Source organism: Ruegeria sp. BK1 (assembly GCF_056535645.1).
In genome coordinates this window covers 2,009,029-2,022,998 of the sequence record NZ_JBQFIS010000001.1, presented here as the reverse complement: position 1 = coordinate 2,022,998, position 13,970 = coordinate 2,009,029, and the positions used below count along the sequence as shown (strand labels likewise).

17 protein-coding genes are annotated in these 13,970 nt (G+C 57.0%); 11 read left to right on the top strand and 6 right to left on the bottom strand.

The features are described 5' to 3' along the window. The first annotated feature begins 5 nt into the window (after positions 1–5). From ACR3E7_RS10140 to recO, 10 genes are all read left to right on the top strand, one after another. A complete protein-coding gene (locus ACR3E7_RS10140) occupies positions 6–704 on the top strand; it encodes a DUF2062 domain-containing protein (protein ID WP_170775320.1) in 699 nt (232 codons plus the stop codon). Then, positions 697–1,443 (top strand): pyridoxine 5'-phosphate synthase, encoded by a 747-nt coding sequence (locus ACR3E7_RS10135; RefSeq protein ID WP_480505736.1) that lies wholly within the window; start codon positions 697–699, stop codon positions 1,441–1,443. The genes ACR3E7_RS10140 and ACR3E7_RS10135 overlap by 8 nt, the downstream gene beginning before the upstream one ends. Before the next feature lie 35 nt (positions 1,444–1,478). Next, on the top strand, positions 1,479–1,913 hold the full coding sequence (locus ACR3E7_RS10130) for a hypothetical protein (RefSeq protein ID WP_480505738.1): 435 nt from the start codon (positions 1,479–1,481) through the stop codon (positions 1,911–1,913). Then, the gene (gene acpS / locus ACR3E7_RS10125; protein WP_170356731.1) at positions 1,910–2,332 is read left to right on the top strand and encodes a holo-ACP synthase; all 423 of its coding nucleotides are present in this window, start codon (positions 1,910–1,912) and stop codon (positions 2,330–2,332) included. Before ACR3E7_RS10130 ends, acpS begins: the two co-directional genes overlap by 4 nt. A gap of 53 nt (positions 2,333–2,385) precedes the next feature. Next, on the top strand, positions 2,386–3,225 hold the full coding sequence (gene lepB / locus ACR3E7_RS10120; RefSeq protein WP_170791612.1) for a signal peptidase I: 840 nt from the start codon (positions 2,386–2,388) through the stop codon (positions 3,223–3,225). Then, complete coding sequence (rnc, locus tag ACR3E7_RS10115; protein ID WP_170775328.1) at positions 3,222–3,902, top strand: ribonuclease III; 681 nt, start codon at positions 3,222–3,224, stop codon at positions 3,900–3,902. The genes lepB and rnc overlap by 4 nt, the downstream gene beginning before the upstream one ends. Positions 3,903–4,129: 227 nt before the next feature. After that, the gene (era, locus tag ACR3E7_RS10110; protein ID WP_480505741.1) at positions 4,130–5,038 is read left to right on the top strand and encodes a GTPase Era; all 909 of its coding nucleotides are present in this window, start codon (positions 4,130–4,132) and stop codon (positions 5,036–5,038) included. A gap of 55 nt (positions 5,039–5,093) precedes the next feature. Next, on the top strand, positions 5,094–5,423 hold the full coding sequence (locus tag ACR3E7_RS10105; protein WP_480505743.1) for a DUF1491 family protein: 330 nt from the start codon (positions 5,094–5,096) through the stop codon (positions 5,421–5,423). A gap of 188 nt (positions 5,424–5,611) precedes the next feature. After that, positions 5,612–6,277 carry a hypothetical protein gene (locus ACR3E7_RS10100; protein ID WP_480505745.1) on the top strand — a complete coding sequence of 222 codons (666 nt, stop codon included), beginning with the start codon at positions 5,612–5,614 and terminating at the stop codon, positions 6,275–6,277. Between the two features lie 104 nt (positions 6,278–6,381). Then, positions 6,382–7,107 carry a DNA repair protein RecO gene (gene recO / locus ACR3E7_RS10095; protein ID WP_480505746.1) on the top strand — a complete coding sequence of 242 codons (726 nt, stop codon included), beginning with the start codon at positions 6,382–6,384 and terminating at the stop codon, positions 7,105–7,107. On the opposite strand, the gene ACR3E7_RS10090 is transcribed toward recO, so the two are convergent. The 3 genes from ACR3E7_RS10090 to ACR3E7_RS10080 form a co-directional block, all read right to left on the bottom strand. After that, positions 7,091–7,483, bottom strand: a complete 393-nt coding sequence (locus ACR3E7_RS10090; protein WP_480505748.1) for an META domain-containing protein — start codon at positions 7,481–7,483, stop codon at positions 7,091–7,093. The genes recO and ACR3E7_RS10090 overlap by 17 nt on opposite strands. Before the next feature lie 42 nt (positions 7,484–7,525). Beyond that, positions 7,526–8,080, bottom strand: a complete 555-nt coding sequence (locus ACR3E7_RS10085; protein ID WP_170791608.1) for a hypothetical protein — start codon at positions 8,078–8,080, stop codon at positions 7,526–7,528. 151 nt (positions 8,081–8,231) lie between these two features. Next, positions 8,232–9,923 carry an acyl-CoA dehydrogenase family protein gene (locus ACR3E7_RS10080; protein ID WP_480505750.1) on the bottom strand — a complete coding sequence of 564 codons (1,692 nt, stop codon included), beginning with the start codon at positions 9,921–9,923 and terminating at the stop codon, positions 8,232–8,234. Positions 9,924–10,067: 144 nt separating this feature from the next. Here ACR3E7_RS10080 and ACR3E7_RS10075 point away from each other — a divergent pair, with 144 nt between their 5' ends. Continuing rightward, complete coding sequence (locus ACR3E7_RS10075) at positions 10,068–10,832, top strand: sulfite exporter TauE/SafE family protein (protein ID WP_170775346.1); 765 nt, start codon at positions 10,068–10,070, stop codon at positions 10,830–10,832. Here ACR3E7_RS10075 and ACR3E7_RS10070 read toward each other — a convergent pair. From ACR3E7_RS10070 to ACR3E7_RS10060, 3 genes are all read right to left on the bottom strand, one after another. Continuing rightward, complete coding sequence (locus ACR3E7_RS10070) at positions 10,829–11,371, bottom strand: hypothetical protein (protein WP_480505752.1); 543 nt, start codon at positions 11,369–11,371, stop codon at positions 10,829–10,831. The genes ACR3E7_RS10075 and ACR3E7_RS10070 overlap by 4 nt on opposite strands. Positions 11,372–11,404: 33 nt before the next feature. Beyond that, positions 11,405–11,695 carry a hypothetical protein gene (locus ACR3E7_RS10065; protein ID WP_170775348.1) on the bottom strand — a complete coding sequence of 97 codons (291 nt, stop codon included), beginning with the start codon at positions 11,693–11,695 and terminating at the stop codon, positions 11,405–11,407. Positions 11,696–12,048: 353 nt separating this feature from the next. Further along, positions 12,049–13,647 carry a phosphoenolpyruvate carboxykinase gene (locus ACR3E7_RS10060; RefSeq protein WP_170775350.1) on the bottom strand — a complete coding sequence of 533 codons (1,599 nt, stop codon included), beginning with the start codon at positions 13,645–13,647 and terminating at the stop codon, positions 12,049–12,051. Positions 13,648–13,970: the final 323 nt, after the last annotated feature.

Sequence of the window (13,970 nt, the reverse complement as noted above, 5' to 3'; positions counted from 1 at the left end):
CAGGAGTGGTATTCAAGCGCCGAGATCGACGCTCGCCTGTCCAGATCGCATCTGAATTCGTCTACCCCCGTGGCGGATGGACCCGAGCCTTTCACTATGTCAAACACCGTGTACGCCGGTTGCCCGATTCCCCGGAACGTATCGCACGTGGGATCGGGGCAGGGGTGTTTGCTGCCTTCACGCCCTTTTATAGCCTGCACTTTGTGGTTGCTGCGCTTCTGGCGCGGTTGATCAACGGCAATATTCTGGCTGCGCTGAGTGGGACATTCTTTGGTAATCCGTTGACATATGTCCCGATCGGCGTTGTCAGCCTGCAAACCGGCCACTTCATTCTGGGTACCAAATTCGAAGAAGGCGACACCCACGGTCTGATGGGCAAATTCGCTGGTGCGCTCGGCGATCTGAAGAACAATTTTCTGGCGATCTTCACCGACCGCATGGCCGACTGGTACGGGCTAAGGATCTTTTATGATGAGGTGTTTTTTCCCTATCTGGTTGGGGGGATTCTGCCCGGTCTTGTCGCCGGGGCTGTGTGTCACTACCTGAGCCTGCCGTTGATCCGAACCTATCAGCAGCGCCGCCGGGCCAAGATCAAAGCCAAGTTCGACGAAATCCGGCGGTTGGCTGAATCCAAGCCTGCCGTTTCGGTTCCAAAACCACTAGGCTCGGGCCAGAATTCGGCAAAGGAATCAAACGATGTCTGACAATATCCTGCGTCTGGGCGTGAATATCGACCACGTAGCAACCGTGCGCAACGCGCGCGGTGGGGCGTACCCTGACCCTCTGCGCGCCGCCAAGCTGGCGGAAGAGGCCGGGGCTGATGGCATCACGGCCCATCTGCGCGAAGATCGCCGCCATATCTCGGACGCCGATATCGACGGGCTGATGGAGGTTCTGTCGGTGCCCCTGAACTTTGAAATGGCTGCGACGCCCGAGATGCAGCAGATCGCCCTGCGGCACAAACCGCATGCGGTGTGCATCGTTCCCGAAAAGCGCGAGGAACGGACGACAGAGGGCGGTTTGGAAGTCGCGCGCGAGGAAAACAAGCTGGCCCATTTCATCGCTCCCCTGCGCGACGTGGGCTGCCGTGTGTCCATTTTCATCGCCGCCGACCAGCGCCAGATCGAAGCCGCGCACCGTATCGGTGCTGAGGTGATCGAGCTGCACACCGGTGCTTATTGCGACGCCGTCTCCGAGGGCCACACAGACATAGCCACCCGCGAGCTGGACAGCCTGCGCCAAATGTCCACCTTTGCGCATTCCCTGGGCCTAGAGGTCCATGCGGGCCACGGCCTGACCTATGACACGGTGCAACCCATCGCCGCCTTCCCCGAGGTGCGCGAGCTGAATATCGGCCACTTCCTGATCGGAGAGGCCATCTTCCGCGGCCTCACCCCCGCCATTGCCGAGATGCGCCGCCTGATGGATGAGGCGCGGGCTTGAAACAGTGTCGGGCGAAAACCGTAGCAAAAGGTAGGGTGAAACTTGATTACATTACCTATTCTGCGCTCGTATTTTCGGTGTTGTCCGCACTCTATCTGATCAAACGCACTTTCGATTTGACCGAACCTTCGTTCCCTTTTTCCATGGGATTGGCACTTGTTCTGGCATCACTTTTCTATGTGGCGCGTAAAGGCTTACGCGGCAACCGATGTGGGCCGTCTTGGAAGAGTTGGGTGCTTGCTGGAAACATGGTCTTTACCGGGCTGTTAACCATAGCCGGAATTGTTCTTGTCGCTGTTCTAGATCTCGGTTTTCCGGAAATCTCGGGGAATGAAGGCGATCTGACGGGTTTTGTTGTTCAAGTGGCTATCGTTGGTACTGTCTCCATTATTTTGTGCCGATATGCATTCATTCTGGGTGTCAAAAGAGGCTACTCGATGTTTTTAAAGAACATGGAGCGAAACGGATGATCCTAGGAATCGGTACAGACCTCGCGAATATCGAGCGTATTCAGGGCACGCTCGACCGGTTCGGCGACCGGTTCCGCAACCGCGTTTTCACCGACACCGAACAGCGCAAGGCCGAACGTCGCCATGACACGGCTGGGACTTATGCCAAGCGCTGGGCGGCGAAAGAGGCATGCTCCAAGGCGCTGGGCACCGGTCTGCGCATGGGCATCGCGTGGAAGGACATGGCCGTCACCAACCTGAACACTGGCCAGCCGGTCATGCATGTCACCGGCTGGGCCGCCGAGCGCCTGCGCGAGATGACCCCCGAAGGCCATGAGGCGATCATCCATGTCACCCTGACCGACGACCATCCTTGGGCGCAGGCTTTCGTAGTGATTGAAGCGCGCGCCATCACGAACGCAGCGGCCAGCCTTGACTAACCTCTCTGCGCCCCGCATGTAGCACCCCAACAAACCAAGGACCGGAGAGCAGTATGGCCGAGGACGTCAAAACCGGAAATCCCGTATGGGAGACGATCAAAACCATCGTCTACGCTTTGCTGATCGCAGGCGTATTCCGCACACTGTTCTTTCAACCTTTCTGGATCCCATCGGGGTCGATGAAACAGACCCTGCTGATCGGGGATTTTCTGTTCGTCAACAAGATGGCGTATGGCTATTCCTACGCCTCCTGTCCCAGCCTGATCATTCCCCGCTTTGGCCTCAACATCGATGCCGAGGATATCTGCGGCTGGCTACCGGGCGATGAAGACACGCGTATCTGGGGCGGTGAACCCGAGCGCGGCGATGTGATTGTGTTCCGTCACCCGGTCAATGGTCGCGACTACATCAAACGTCTGATCGGCTTGCCGGGTGACCGAATTCAGATCCGCGGGGGTCAGATCATTCTAAACGGAACGCCGGTTCCGCAACAACCCGATGGTGTGTTCACCGAACTGGCCGAGCCTCAGGGTTCGCAAGGGTTGCGCCCGCGCTGTGAAAATGGCCCGGTCGGGTTTGGCGGTCGCTGCGAAAAATCGCGGATGATCGAAACTCTGCCCAATGGAGTCTCGTATGACGTGCTGAATATCGGCAACCAAGGGTCGGACAATACCGGAATCTACACTGTGCCTGAAGGCCACTATTTCTTCATGGGCGACAACCGTGACAACTCCAGCGACAGCCGCCTGCCGCAATCCGCGGGCGGAGTGGGATTTGTCCCTTATCAGGACTTGATCGGTCGGGCCGACCGGATCATGTTCTCGTCCGCTGGCCGGTCGATGCTCTTCTTCTGGACCTGGCGCGGGGATCGGTTCTTCAAGGCGGTGAATTGAAACTTTCGGCCGAGATAAAAGCGTTTCAGCAACGTTTGGGGTACCAATTTTCCGACCCTGAATTGCTGCTGCGCGCTTTGACCCATGGCTCGGTGTCCTCGCCGACGCGCCCCGATAACCAGAGGCTCGAATTTCTGGGCGACCGCGTGTTGGGTTTGGTTATGGCAACAGCCCTGCTGGAAGCCGACAAGAAGGCGTCAGAGGGGCAATTAGCCCCCCGTTTCAACGCGCTTGTGCGAAAAGAGGCCTGCGCCGATGTCGCTCGCCAGATCGATTTGGGTGCGGTGCTGAAACTGGGTCGGTCAGAAATGCTGTCCGGTGGCCGCCGCAAACAAGCCCTATTGGGCGACGCGATGGAGGCGGTGATCGCCGCCATATACCGCGATGCCGGGTTCGAGGCCGCCCGCGACGTGATCCTGCGCCTCTGGGGCGACCGGATCCACAAGGTCGAGGCCGACGCGCGCGACGCAAAAACATCACTTCAGGAATGGGCGCAAGCACGCGGCCAAAAGCCGCCCTCTTACGTTGAAATCAAACGCAGCGGCCCCGATCACGCCCCGATCTTCACCATCGCGGCCCGTCTGCAAGACGGTGCCGAAGCGCAGGCAACCGCAGGTTCCAAACGCCAAGCGGAACAAGCAGCGGCCAAGGCCTTGCTGGACAGCCTACCTAAATAGTCCCACTCGTTTCTGCCCGGATCCCCTTCATCTGGCCAAAAATATCCCGGGGGTGAGCCCGGATAAAATCCGGGCGAGGGGGCTGGCCCCCTCCCGGTCGGATTGGCGCAGCCAATTCGAAGCACACAGGCGCGATGATCCACACACGCTCACCCTGACAAAACCCTCTGGCCCGCCGGTGCTTTCTGCTATAGGGGTGCGCACTTGCAAACAGGATCGCAATACACATGACCACACGTGCCGGATTTATCGCCCTGATCGGAGAGCCCAACGCGGGCAAATCCACCCTTCTGAACCGCATGGTCGGGGCCAAGGTCTCGATCGTGACGCATAAGGTACAAACAACCCGCGCCCGCATCCGGGGCGTGGCGATGGAAGGCGACGCACAGTTGGTTTTTGTCGATACGCCTGGCCTGTTCAAACCCCGCCGCCGTCTTGACCGCGCCATGGTCGCCGCAGCCTGGGGCGGGGCAGCTGATGCGGATGTCGTCGTTCTGATGATCGAGGCCCATCGCGGTATCACAGAAGGCGTTGAACGTATCCTCGAAGGGCTCGAGGAAATTGGTCAAAGCCGTACCGTCGCGCTTGCGATCAACAAGATAGACAAAGTGCCTTCGGAAAAACTGCTGGCGCTGACGAGCGACCTGAACGCACGCTATTCTTTTTCCGAGACTTTTATGATTTCCGCAGAAAAAGGTCACGGTGTCGACGACCTGCGCCAATGGCTGGCACGCGAACTGCCCGAAGGCCCATGGCTCTACCCCGAAGACCAGATTGCTGATCTGCCGCTGCGCATGATCGCAGCCGAGATGACGCGTGAAAAGCTAACCCTGCGCCTGCATCAGGAACTGCCATACCAACTGACCGTCGAGACTGAGAGTTGGGAAGAGCGCAAGGACGGCTCGGCCAAGATTGATCAGGTCATCTACGTCATGCGCGACGGTCACAAGGGCATTGTGCTGGGCAAGCGGGGCGAGACGATTAAAGCCGTCAGTCAGGCTGCCCGCGCTGAACTGGAAGAGTTTCTCGACCGCAAAATCCATCTGTTTCTGCAAGTGAAAGTCCGGCCTAACTGGCTGGAGGAATCCGAGCGGTATTCGGAAATGGGTCTGGATTTCAAAGACGGCAACGCATGACACGGGCTAAGAATGTTCGACGAAAATTCTCGGCGCTTGTCGATGGACGGCGCACATGGCCCGTCTGACCGCAGAGTTTTGGGTTCACGCCTATCTGGCCCGATTGCGGTTTCAGGAAATACCCGCTTTTGTCGTCGCACATGGCGATGATACCGCAGGGGCCGTCCTGATCAAGCTGAACACGCTGGACGGGCAGGCCACAGCTTTTCACCGCAGCTTCGATCTGTTGAGCGGTGAGCGGAAATGGGTCGAGCTAACCTCGGGGTCCGAAAGGGATGTCGATGCTGCCATCGCGAAACAACGTAGTTTTGATCCTGACCTTTGGGTAATCGAGGTCGAGGATCGGCAAGGGCGTCATATGCTGGGGGAAGAGGGGTTGCTATAGGCCCACGGAGCCAAGCCGTTTTTGTGTTTGGAAAGCAACAATTTCTTGGTTGATTGGTGCTGACCCCGAATGAGTGATTTCTTCTTCACTCAGGCTCGGCATCCTATTTTCTTAGGTGTGTGCGATGCCGCTGCGATAAAAAAATCTATTGGTATTGACGCAGTTTCTCTAATAAAAAGGAGATCGATTTGAACTTCCTGAAGACCTGCTTTTTGGGTTTAGGCCTTTATTTGATTGTCGCATTGCAATTACCTTCGATAGCGATTGCTCAACAACCCTTGGGGGGCGCAAGTGACAGTAGGCCTCAGAAGCAGTTGAGCGCAAACGACGTGCATCGGATGATATTGCACTTCGGAACGGGTCAAATGCCATTTGCCGGTGGCGTGTTTTGTCCTGTTAAGAACGGGACTACAAAAAAGTGCAGGGGGGATAACGGCGGTTACGTCATGGGCCCATTTGGCTTCAACATAAATGCAGAGTGGATATCGCGGAAAAAGAAAAGCGGTGTTCCTGGCGCTATGTTGGATAGTGTTCCTGTTCATTCTGGTGGTCAATTCGCGTTGTTTGAAGGTCAAAGAGGAGGTAACTCCAAAGTGCTGCCGAACGGGGGGACATACGCATTTGTGGCGAAGCGGGGGGTGGTGTATGTCATTCCCGCCAGAACGCAGACAATGGAACAGGCTGTAGATTCAGCCCGAGCTATTTTAGCTTCTCGTTACGGTAAGCAGTCAGACAGACTGCGAGTCGAGCCGATTGCAGCGGTGGAGTACAATTGCTCTAGCAAGCGGCGGAACCGTGTCTGTACCGTGGTAAAACAGCTTGATCCAAGATCGTTGGCGGCGCGTCGAAACTAGAATAATGGTGAGTATCTTTAACAAACGTTTTGGATAATAAATGTACGACGGGCTCAGCCTTTTTCGATTTTTCTCAATCTGCGTTCCTGCCTGGTAGCAAAACAGTGGACTGGCGCGATCACGGCATACTCTTGACCACTCGCCGACATGGTGAGACGGCGGCGATCATTGAGGTATTTACCCAAGCCCATGGTCGGCATGCGGGCGTTGTGCGAGGTGGGACCAGTCGCAAGATCGCGCCAATCCTGCAACCAGGCGCGCAATTGGATGTGTTGTGGCGGGCGCGGCTTGAAGAACATATCGGGACGTTTCAGGTCGAGCCGCTCCGATCTCGCGCGGCCGCGGCGTTTTCAGGGCGTCTGGCGCTGGCCGGGTTGAATTCGGTGGTCGCATTGCTGTCCTTTTGCCTGCCTGAACGTGAGCCGCATCCGGCGATTTACAAACATTCGGAACAGTTGATGGATTTGCTGGGGCAGGATGAGGTCTGGCCTTTGGCTTATCTGCTCTGGGAATTGGCGTTGCTAGAAGAGCTTGGATTTGGGCTGGATTTGTCTAGTTGCGCTGTGACCGGATCGACCGAGGGGCTGGTCTATGTCTCGCCCAAAACCGGGCGCGCGGTCAGTGCCCAAGGTGCAGGCGAATGGGCGGATCGGCTATTGCCGCTTCCACCTTGTTTACGGGGCGAGGGATCCGCGCCGGATGAGGAGATCGCGCAGGGGCTGCTCACGACAGGCTATTTCCTTGAGAACCATTTGGCCCCGGCGCTAGGGCATAAGCCAGTGCCCGAAGCGCGAACCCGGTTTGTCGATCGCTTCACTCGGCGGCTGTGAACACCATCTCATGCCCGTCTTCGTTGCGCAGGATCAGCACATTGCCGGAGACCTCAGATTGGGTCATCGCCAGCAGAGCGGCAAAATACATCCCTTCAGCTTCCAGTCCCGCGCAAGCCGCACGTGTTGCGCTCAGGTCCTGGATTTCGAACCACGGGTAGGGGGCGTTCAAGGTGCCGCTATAGCTGTTGCAGGGCGCGTGACCGCTGATCTTGCCATCCCCATGGAACTGCAACTGCGCGCTCGCGGCAAAGGGTTGGCTGTCGATTTCCTTTAAGGTCCAGATTTGATCCGCTGCACCATAGCTGGCGACAGTTTCATCCGTGCCGCATTGAAACAGAGCCAGCAGAGGAAATGTCAGGATCAATCGTACCATGAGAGGTTTCTACCTCGCTGTTGCCGCCGTGGGAAGCTGGGTTCAATAGGGGTTCTCGCCACTGATCAACTCGGCCCTGACCTCGCTGCGGGGGCGCCAGTTGTACCGGGTATCCTCGCGCGTGGGGGCCCAGGTTAGCGCACCGCTATTGCGCCATGGATCAAGGATCAGCCCCTCGTACATGGACGCCCCCTTGGCGCTGATCAGGGCAGAATGGTGGATGATGCGAAACGCAGTTGGAGGAGACGTCGCCCAGTGCAAGTCCAACGTTTCGAAGTTTTCCTGCCGCAGACGAGCTGTCATGGCTTCTGCCCAATCGTTACACAACCCCTTTTCTCGCAGGCCGTTTATGACTTTGGCGTTATGGATGATCGCCGAGTCAGTGACATTCCATTCGCGCGCCAGGTATTGAGAATACGTATAGGAGATGGTTGCAGCTGTTTGAGCTTCGGTTGGGTCCACGGTGGGGCTCAGGCTGCGGATCGCGCTGGCTAGCTCGTCTATTTCGTTCTGGCTGGCGGTCGGAGGCTGCGTTGCGCACGCTGCCAGTGCCACCGCCGCGAAGGTCAGGAAAAGGGCCAGAAAATGTCGGATCATAACGATGAAAACCCTGCTGAGTGTCGTCGTTGATTAACGGCATTCCGGGGGCAGGTACAGGGGGCTATTTTCGGTCGGCGGCCGAGGACCGATGGCAGAAAAAAGACCCGGCGCGTGCGCCGGGTCAAGTTGGGGAAACAGGAATGCCGTTTCAGCTCAGCAGACGTCTTGCAATAACCTGCGCCTGAATTTCGGCAGCTCCTTCAAAAATGTTTAGAATCCGCGCGTCACATAGGACGCGGCTGATCTTGTATTCCAGCGCAAAGCCGTTGCCGCCGTGGATTTGCAGCCCGTTATCCGCAGCAGCCCAAGCGACTCGCGCGCCCAGCAGCTTGGCCATGCCCGCCTCAAGATCACAGCGCTGGCCGTGGTCTTTCTCCCACGCGCTGAAATAGGTCAGCTGGCGCGCGATCATGATCTCAACCGCCATCATCGCAAGCTTGCCAGAGACGCGCGGGAAGTTGATCAGGGATTTGCCGAACTGCTTACGATCTTGTGCGTATTGCATGGCGATATCCAGCGCTGACTGAGCCACGCCAATGGCACGGGCGGCGGTCTGGATACGGGCGGATTCGAAGGTCTCCATCAGCTGTTTAAAGCCTTTGCCTTCTTCGCCACCCAGCAGGTTTTCGCCCTTGACCTTGAAGCCGTCAAAGCCCAGTTCGTATTCCTTCATGCCGCGATAGCCCAGAACCTCGATCTCGCCGCCGGTCATGCCAGGGGTTGGGAAAGGGTCTTCATCTGTTCCGGGCGTTTTCTCGGCCAGGAACATCGACAGACCACGGTGGTTGGTGCTGTCGGGGTTGGTGCGGGCCAGCAGGGTCATAACATGGGTCCGGGCCGCATGGGTGATCCAGGTTTTGTTGCCGGTGATTTCATAATCGCCATCGGCGTTCTTGACCGCGCGGGTGCGCAGGCTGCCAAGGTCGGACCCGGTGTTGGGCTCGGTGAAGACGGCGGTAGGTAGGATTTCAGCGCTGGCCAGTTTCGGCAGCCAGTTGGCTTTCTGCTCATCCGTGCCGCCAGCGATGATCAGCTCGGCCGCGATCTCGGACCGCGTGCCTAGAGAACCCACGCCGATATATCCACGAGACAGTTCCTCGGACACCACGCACATCGAGGCTTTGGACAGGCCGAACCCGCCGAATTCCTCGGGGATGGTCAGCCCAAAGACGCCCATCTCGGCCAATTCCTCGATGATTTCCATCGGGATCAGTTCGTCTTTCAAGTGCCATTCATGGGCGTGCGGCTCGACCTTTTCGACGGCGTAGCGTCGAAACTGGTCGCGGATCATTTCCAGTTCTTCATCCAGGCCTGAGGCGCCAAACATTGTGGCACCAGCCTGATCCTCCATCAATTCGACAAGGCGACTACGAGCGGCTTGCGAGTTTGCCTGCGCCATCAGGCTCTGGACTTCAGGAATTTGGAAACCAGACAGCGCGTCCCATCCCAGACCCATGTCTTGCAGGCGGATAACTTCGCCCTGATTCATGGGGATGCCGCCAGCGACCTGATGTAGGTATTCGCCAAAGGCGATCTGGTGCACCAACTGTTCGATCTCGCCGAACTTGCCGTCGGCCTCCAGCGCTTCGGCCCAGCGTTGCATCTGTTGCAGAGACTGGTTGTAGGTGGCCAGCCATGCAAGGCCATGGGCGGCGGTCTGGTTGGCTTCGATCAACGCTCCGGATACCCGGCCCTCGGCGCTTACCATTTCGCGCACTGATTTGCGCGCGCGGTCAAACACCGCCTCCACAGCCGGAACGGCGGCGCGTGTCAGTGTCAGTAGGTCGGGCAAAATCGCGGATGCTGTCATCTGGGTCATATCCTGTCCGTCATGGGCCATGAATCACGTCCTTTTCTGGGTCGATTGGTCATACCATGCTGCACATGCAGCGCAACAAAAATACGTGCAAAGGCAAAAAAAAGTTCAATAATTACTCAAGAGATTTTGCGATGCAGAAACCGACTGGAGTGATATCACGGGTGGATGACACTGTTTTCGCTTTTATCTCCACAGGATTTTCTGTTCGCGCTGCTCGTGGCTTTTGCAGCGGGATGGATCAAGGGTATGGTCGGTTTTGCCATGCCGATGGTTCTGATGTCGGGGATGAGCATTTTTTTACCACCGCAACTGGCGTTGGCCGGATTGATCCTGCCTGCATTGGTAACAAACGTCGTTCAGGCTCTTCGCGGCGGGCTTCCGGCTGCTGTCGATGCAGTGCGCCAGTTTCGCGTTTTCTTGCTAACCGGACTTCTGTTTCTCCTGGCTGGCGCGATGCTGGTCAGTCTTGTCCCCGAGACCACGTTTCTGTTTTTGATCGGCATTCCGGTGACATTTTTTGCGCTGATTCAGGTTGCTGGGCTGAAGTTGACGCTTTCGGAGCCGTCTCGATGGATTGAAGCCACGATTGGTGCCGTTGCTGGGTTTGTCGGAGGGATTTCGGGGATTTGGGGGCCGCCGACGGTGCTTTACCTGACGGCGATGAACACGCCAAAAGACATTCAAATGCGGGTGCAAGGCGTTATTTATGGGTTGGGCGCCGTGGCGCTGGTCGTGGCGCATCTGGGTTCAGGAATTCTGCGCGCCGAGACGGTGCCTTTTTCAGCGATCTTGGTTGTCCCTGCGCTTGCCGGAATGTGGATTGGGCTGCGGTTGCAAGCCCGTATTGATCAGGCGCGTTTTCGCAAGATTACATTGCTGGTGTTGCTGTTTGGGGGGCTAAATCTGTTGCGGCGTGCCGTCTTTGGCTAGGCGCGCCTATCTGCAAACCGAAACGCAAAGTAGAGCCCGAGCATAAGGAAGAACAAACCCGAGATATCGCCGATCAAATAGGCGACGTATTCAACGCGGGCGCTGCCAAAAGCCATATTGGTCAGGCCTGAGACAAGGAAGGACGTGATGACTCCTACACCCATGATACAAGCCCAGCAGGGTTTGCGGTCGCTGCGTGGGAATAGGTCCCAACCGGCCCACTTCAGCAAATAGTACACTGCTGGAACCGTCGTAACGGCAATAGTTATTGCAGCAAGTCGGCTGGGTAAAAATACGTCGGCTCCGCCGATGACGGCGAATACAATGAAAACACCTGGCAGCAGCGCGAAGATGGCTCGCCATCCCAACAACCATGCAGAAAGAACCCGCACGCCATGCGGAAGAAACAGAAGACTGGCCCGGCTTGGATATTCTGGGAAGAACAGGTTTTGCAGCGGCATCAAAACCTCGAACGTGAGGAATGATGCCACGACATAAGCCAACGAGGCGAAGAAGGTTTCAGAGGCCCATTTGCGCACGATGGTCAGCCATCGCCGCGCGCATTGGGGGCATCATCTTGGGGCATGAACGATATATCGGCCCCGATTTGAGTTGCCGCTTTGAGACAGGTATCCCTTTTGTACCAGCGATTTCAGCGCCCGGAAAAACGTTGGGCGAGAGACGCTTTGTACCAGCGTGTGTTCGATCAGACCGAATGTGCGGACTTCTTGATCATTCTTCGACAGTTCTTCCGCTGCGTAGTAGATGTCGCGCTCAACCGGAGAGAGTTGCTCCAGCCCCAATGTGCGCTCCATGCTTTGCATCAGCTTGCGAAGTTCTGTCAGTTTCGAAATCTCAGTCATGTTATCTCCTGTGTCGCCCGCCGAGTTTATGAAGCGGAAGAAACATACCGGTCTCAGAATTTTCCAGCACGTCTCATATTGACACTCATCCCCTTTTTTGGTTCTTTAGTACTTGATTAGGCAGCCAAATTCGCAAATGTGAGTGTGCGATCAGGCAACCCTTAGGTTTTTTTGGTTTTGCCCGGCGCGTCAAGCGCCGGGCTTTGTCATGCTAATGACATGGTGAGATACCTCAATCCGACACTTCGGGCAACGGCATTGTAAATACAACGTGCATATTGCAACTTATGCGTGATCACGATGCGGTGAGACTCCTCAAACGAAAAGAGGGGCGAAAGTGCCCCTCTGTCTTCTCACCCGATTGCGACGGCTTTGATATCTTCGTCTATGAATGGAAGATATTGTTCAAAGTTCGCGGCAAACATCTGCACCAATTTCTCGGCCTGTTTGTCGAAGGCCGCCTGATCATCCCAAGTACGGCGTGGGTCCAGCAGAACCTCGGCGACGCCGGGCACCGAAACGGGTACGTCAAAGCCGAAATTGGCATCCTTGCGGAACTCGGCATCACGCAGGGACCCGTCCAGAGCGGCCGTGAGCAGTGCGCGGGTTGCGCGGATCGGCATCCGGCTGCCCACACCATAGGCCCCACCGGTCCAGCCGGTGTTGACCAGCCAGCAGGTTGCGCCATGCTGAGCAATCTTGTCCCGCAGCAGGTTGCCATATTCTTCCGGACGACGCGGCATGAAAGGCGCACCGAAGCAGGTCGAGAAGGTGGGTTGCGGTTCGGTAATACCACGCTCGGTCCCAGCCACTTTGGACGTGAAGCCCGACAAGAAGTGATACATGGCCTGCGCAGGCGTTAGCCGCGCGATCGGAGGCAGCACGCCGAACGCATCACAAGTCAGCATGATAATGTTCTTGGGGTGACCACCCAGGGCGCTGCTGGACGCGTTCGAGATGTATTCCAGCGGGTAAGCGCAGCGCATGTTAGCGGTCAGCGAGTCGTCTTCGAAATCCAATTCTTTGGTCTCGGGATCAAACACCATGTTTTCGATCACGGTGCCGAACTTGCTGGTGGTTGCATAGATTTCGGGCTCGGCCTCAGCGTTCAGGTTGATCGTCTTGGCATAGCAACCGCCTTCGAAGTTGAAAGTGCCGCGATCTGACCAGCCGTGCTCGTCATCACCGATCAGGGTGCGGGCCGGGTCAGCGGACAGGGTGGTTTTGCCCGTGCCCGACAGGCCAAAGAACACGGCCGTATCAACCGGGTTGCCAACGGCGTGGTTGGCCGAGCAATGCATCGGCATCACGCCCTTTTCCGGCAGCATGTAGTTCAACAAGGTGAAGACGGATTTCTTGTTCTCACCCGCATATTCGGTGCCGCCGATCAGGATCAGCTTTCGGTCAAAGTTCATCGCGATCACGGTCTCGGACCGGCAGCCATGCTTTGCCGGGTCGGCTTGAAAGCTTGGGCAGTTGATGACGGTGAAATCTGCGGTGAACTCATCCAGGTCCTCACGATCCGGACGGCGCAGCAGGTGGCGGATGAACAGGTTGTGCCAAGCCAGTTCAGTGACCATGCGCACGTTGATCGAATAGGTCGGGTCGGCGCCCCCGACGAGATCCTGCACGAAATAGTCACGACCCTTCATATGGGCCAGCATGTCTTCGTAAAGCGCATCAAAGCCTTCGGGGCTCATCTCGGCGTTGTTTTCCCACCAGATGTGGTCAGCGACGCTGTCGGTGCGCACGACGTGTTTGTCTTTGGGCGAGCGGCCGGTGAACTTGCCGGTGGTGACCAGAAAGGCCCCGCCATTGCCCAGAGTACCCTCGCCGCGCTTCAGCGCTTCTTCGATCAGCGCCGGTTCCATGAAGTTGTAATAGACATTGCCCAGACCCTCGATGCCCTGATCTTCGAGGCGGAATTGCGGGTTAACCCGTCCAGATGTCATGTGTGTCTTCTCCGTGTGGCGGCGCAGGGCGATTGGGCCGGATGCGCCATTTGGGCAATTAGCCGGGAAAAACCGGCGGGTGGGCGCGTCTTACCATGGTCATTCAGGACATGAACAGGCGGGTTTGACGCAGTTAGCGCAACCAAGTCCAAGTTTAGCGCCATCACTTTTTTCACGACCGAAATAAGGGCGCTTTTCCGGCAACATTAACGGCTTTTTTGCCGCATCTGTGTGACAACAATCGCACGATTCGCAGATACGGATTGATTCGCGGCCTTAAAAACGCCAGAAATACCTTACTAATAACGATATATTGCATGAGT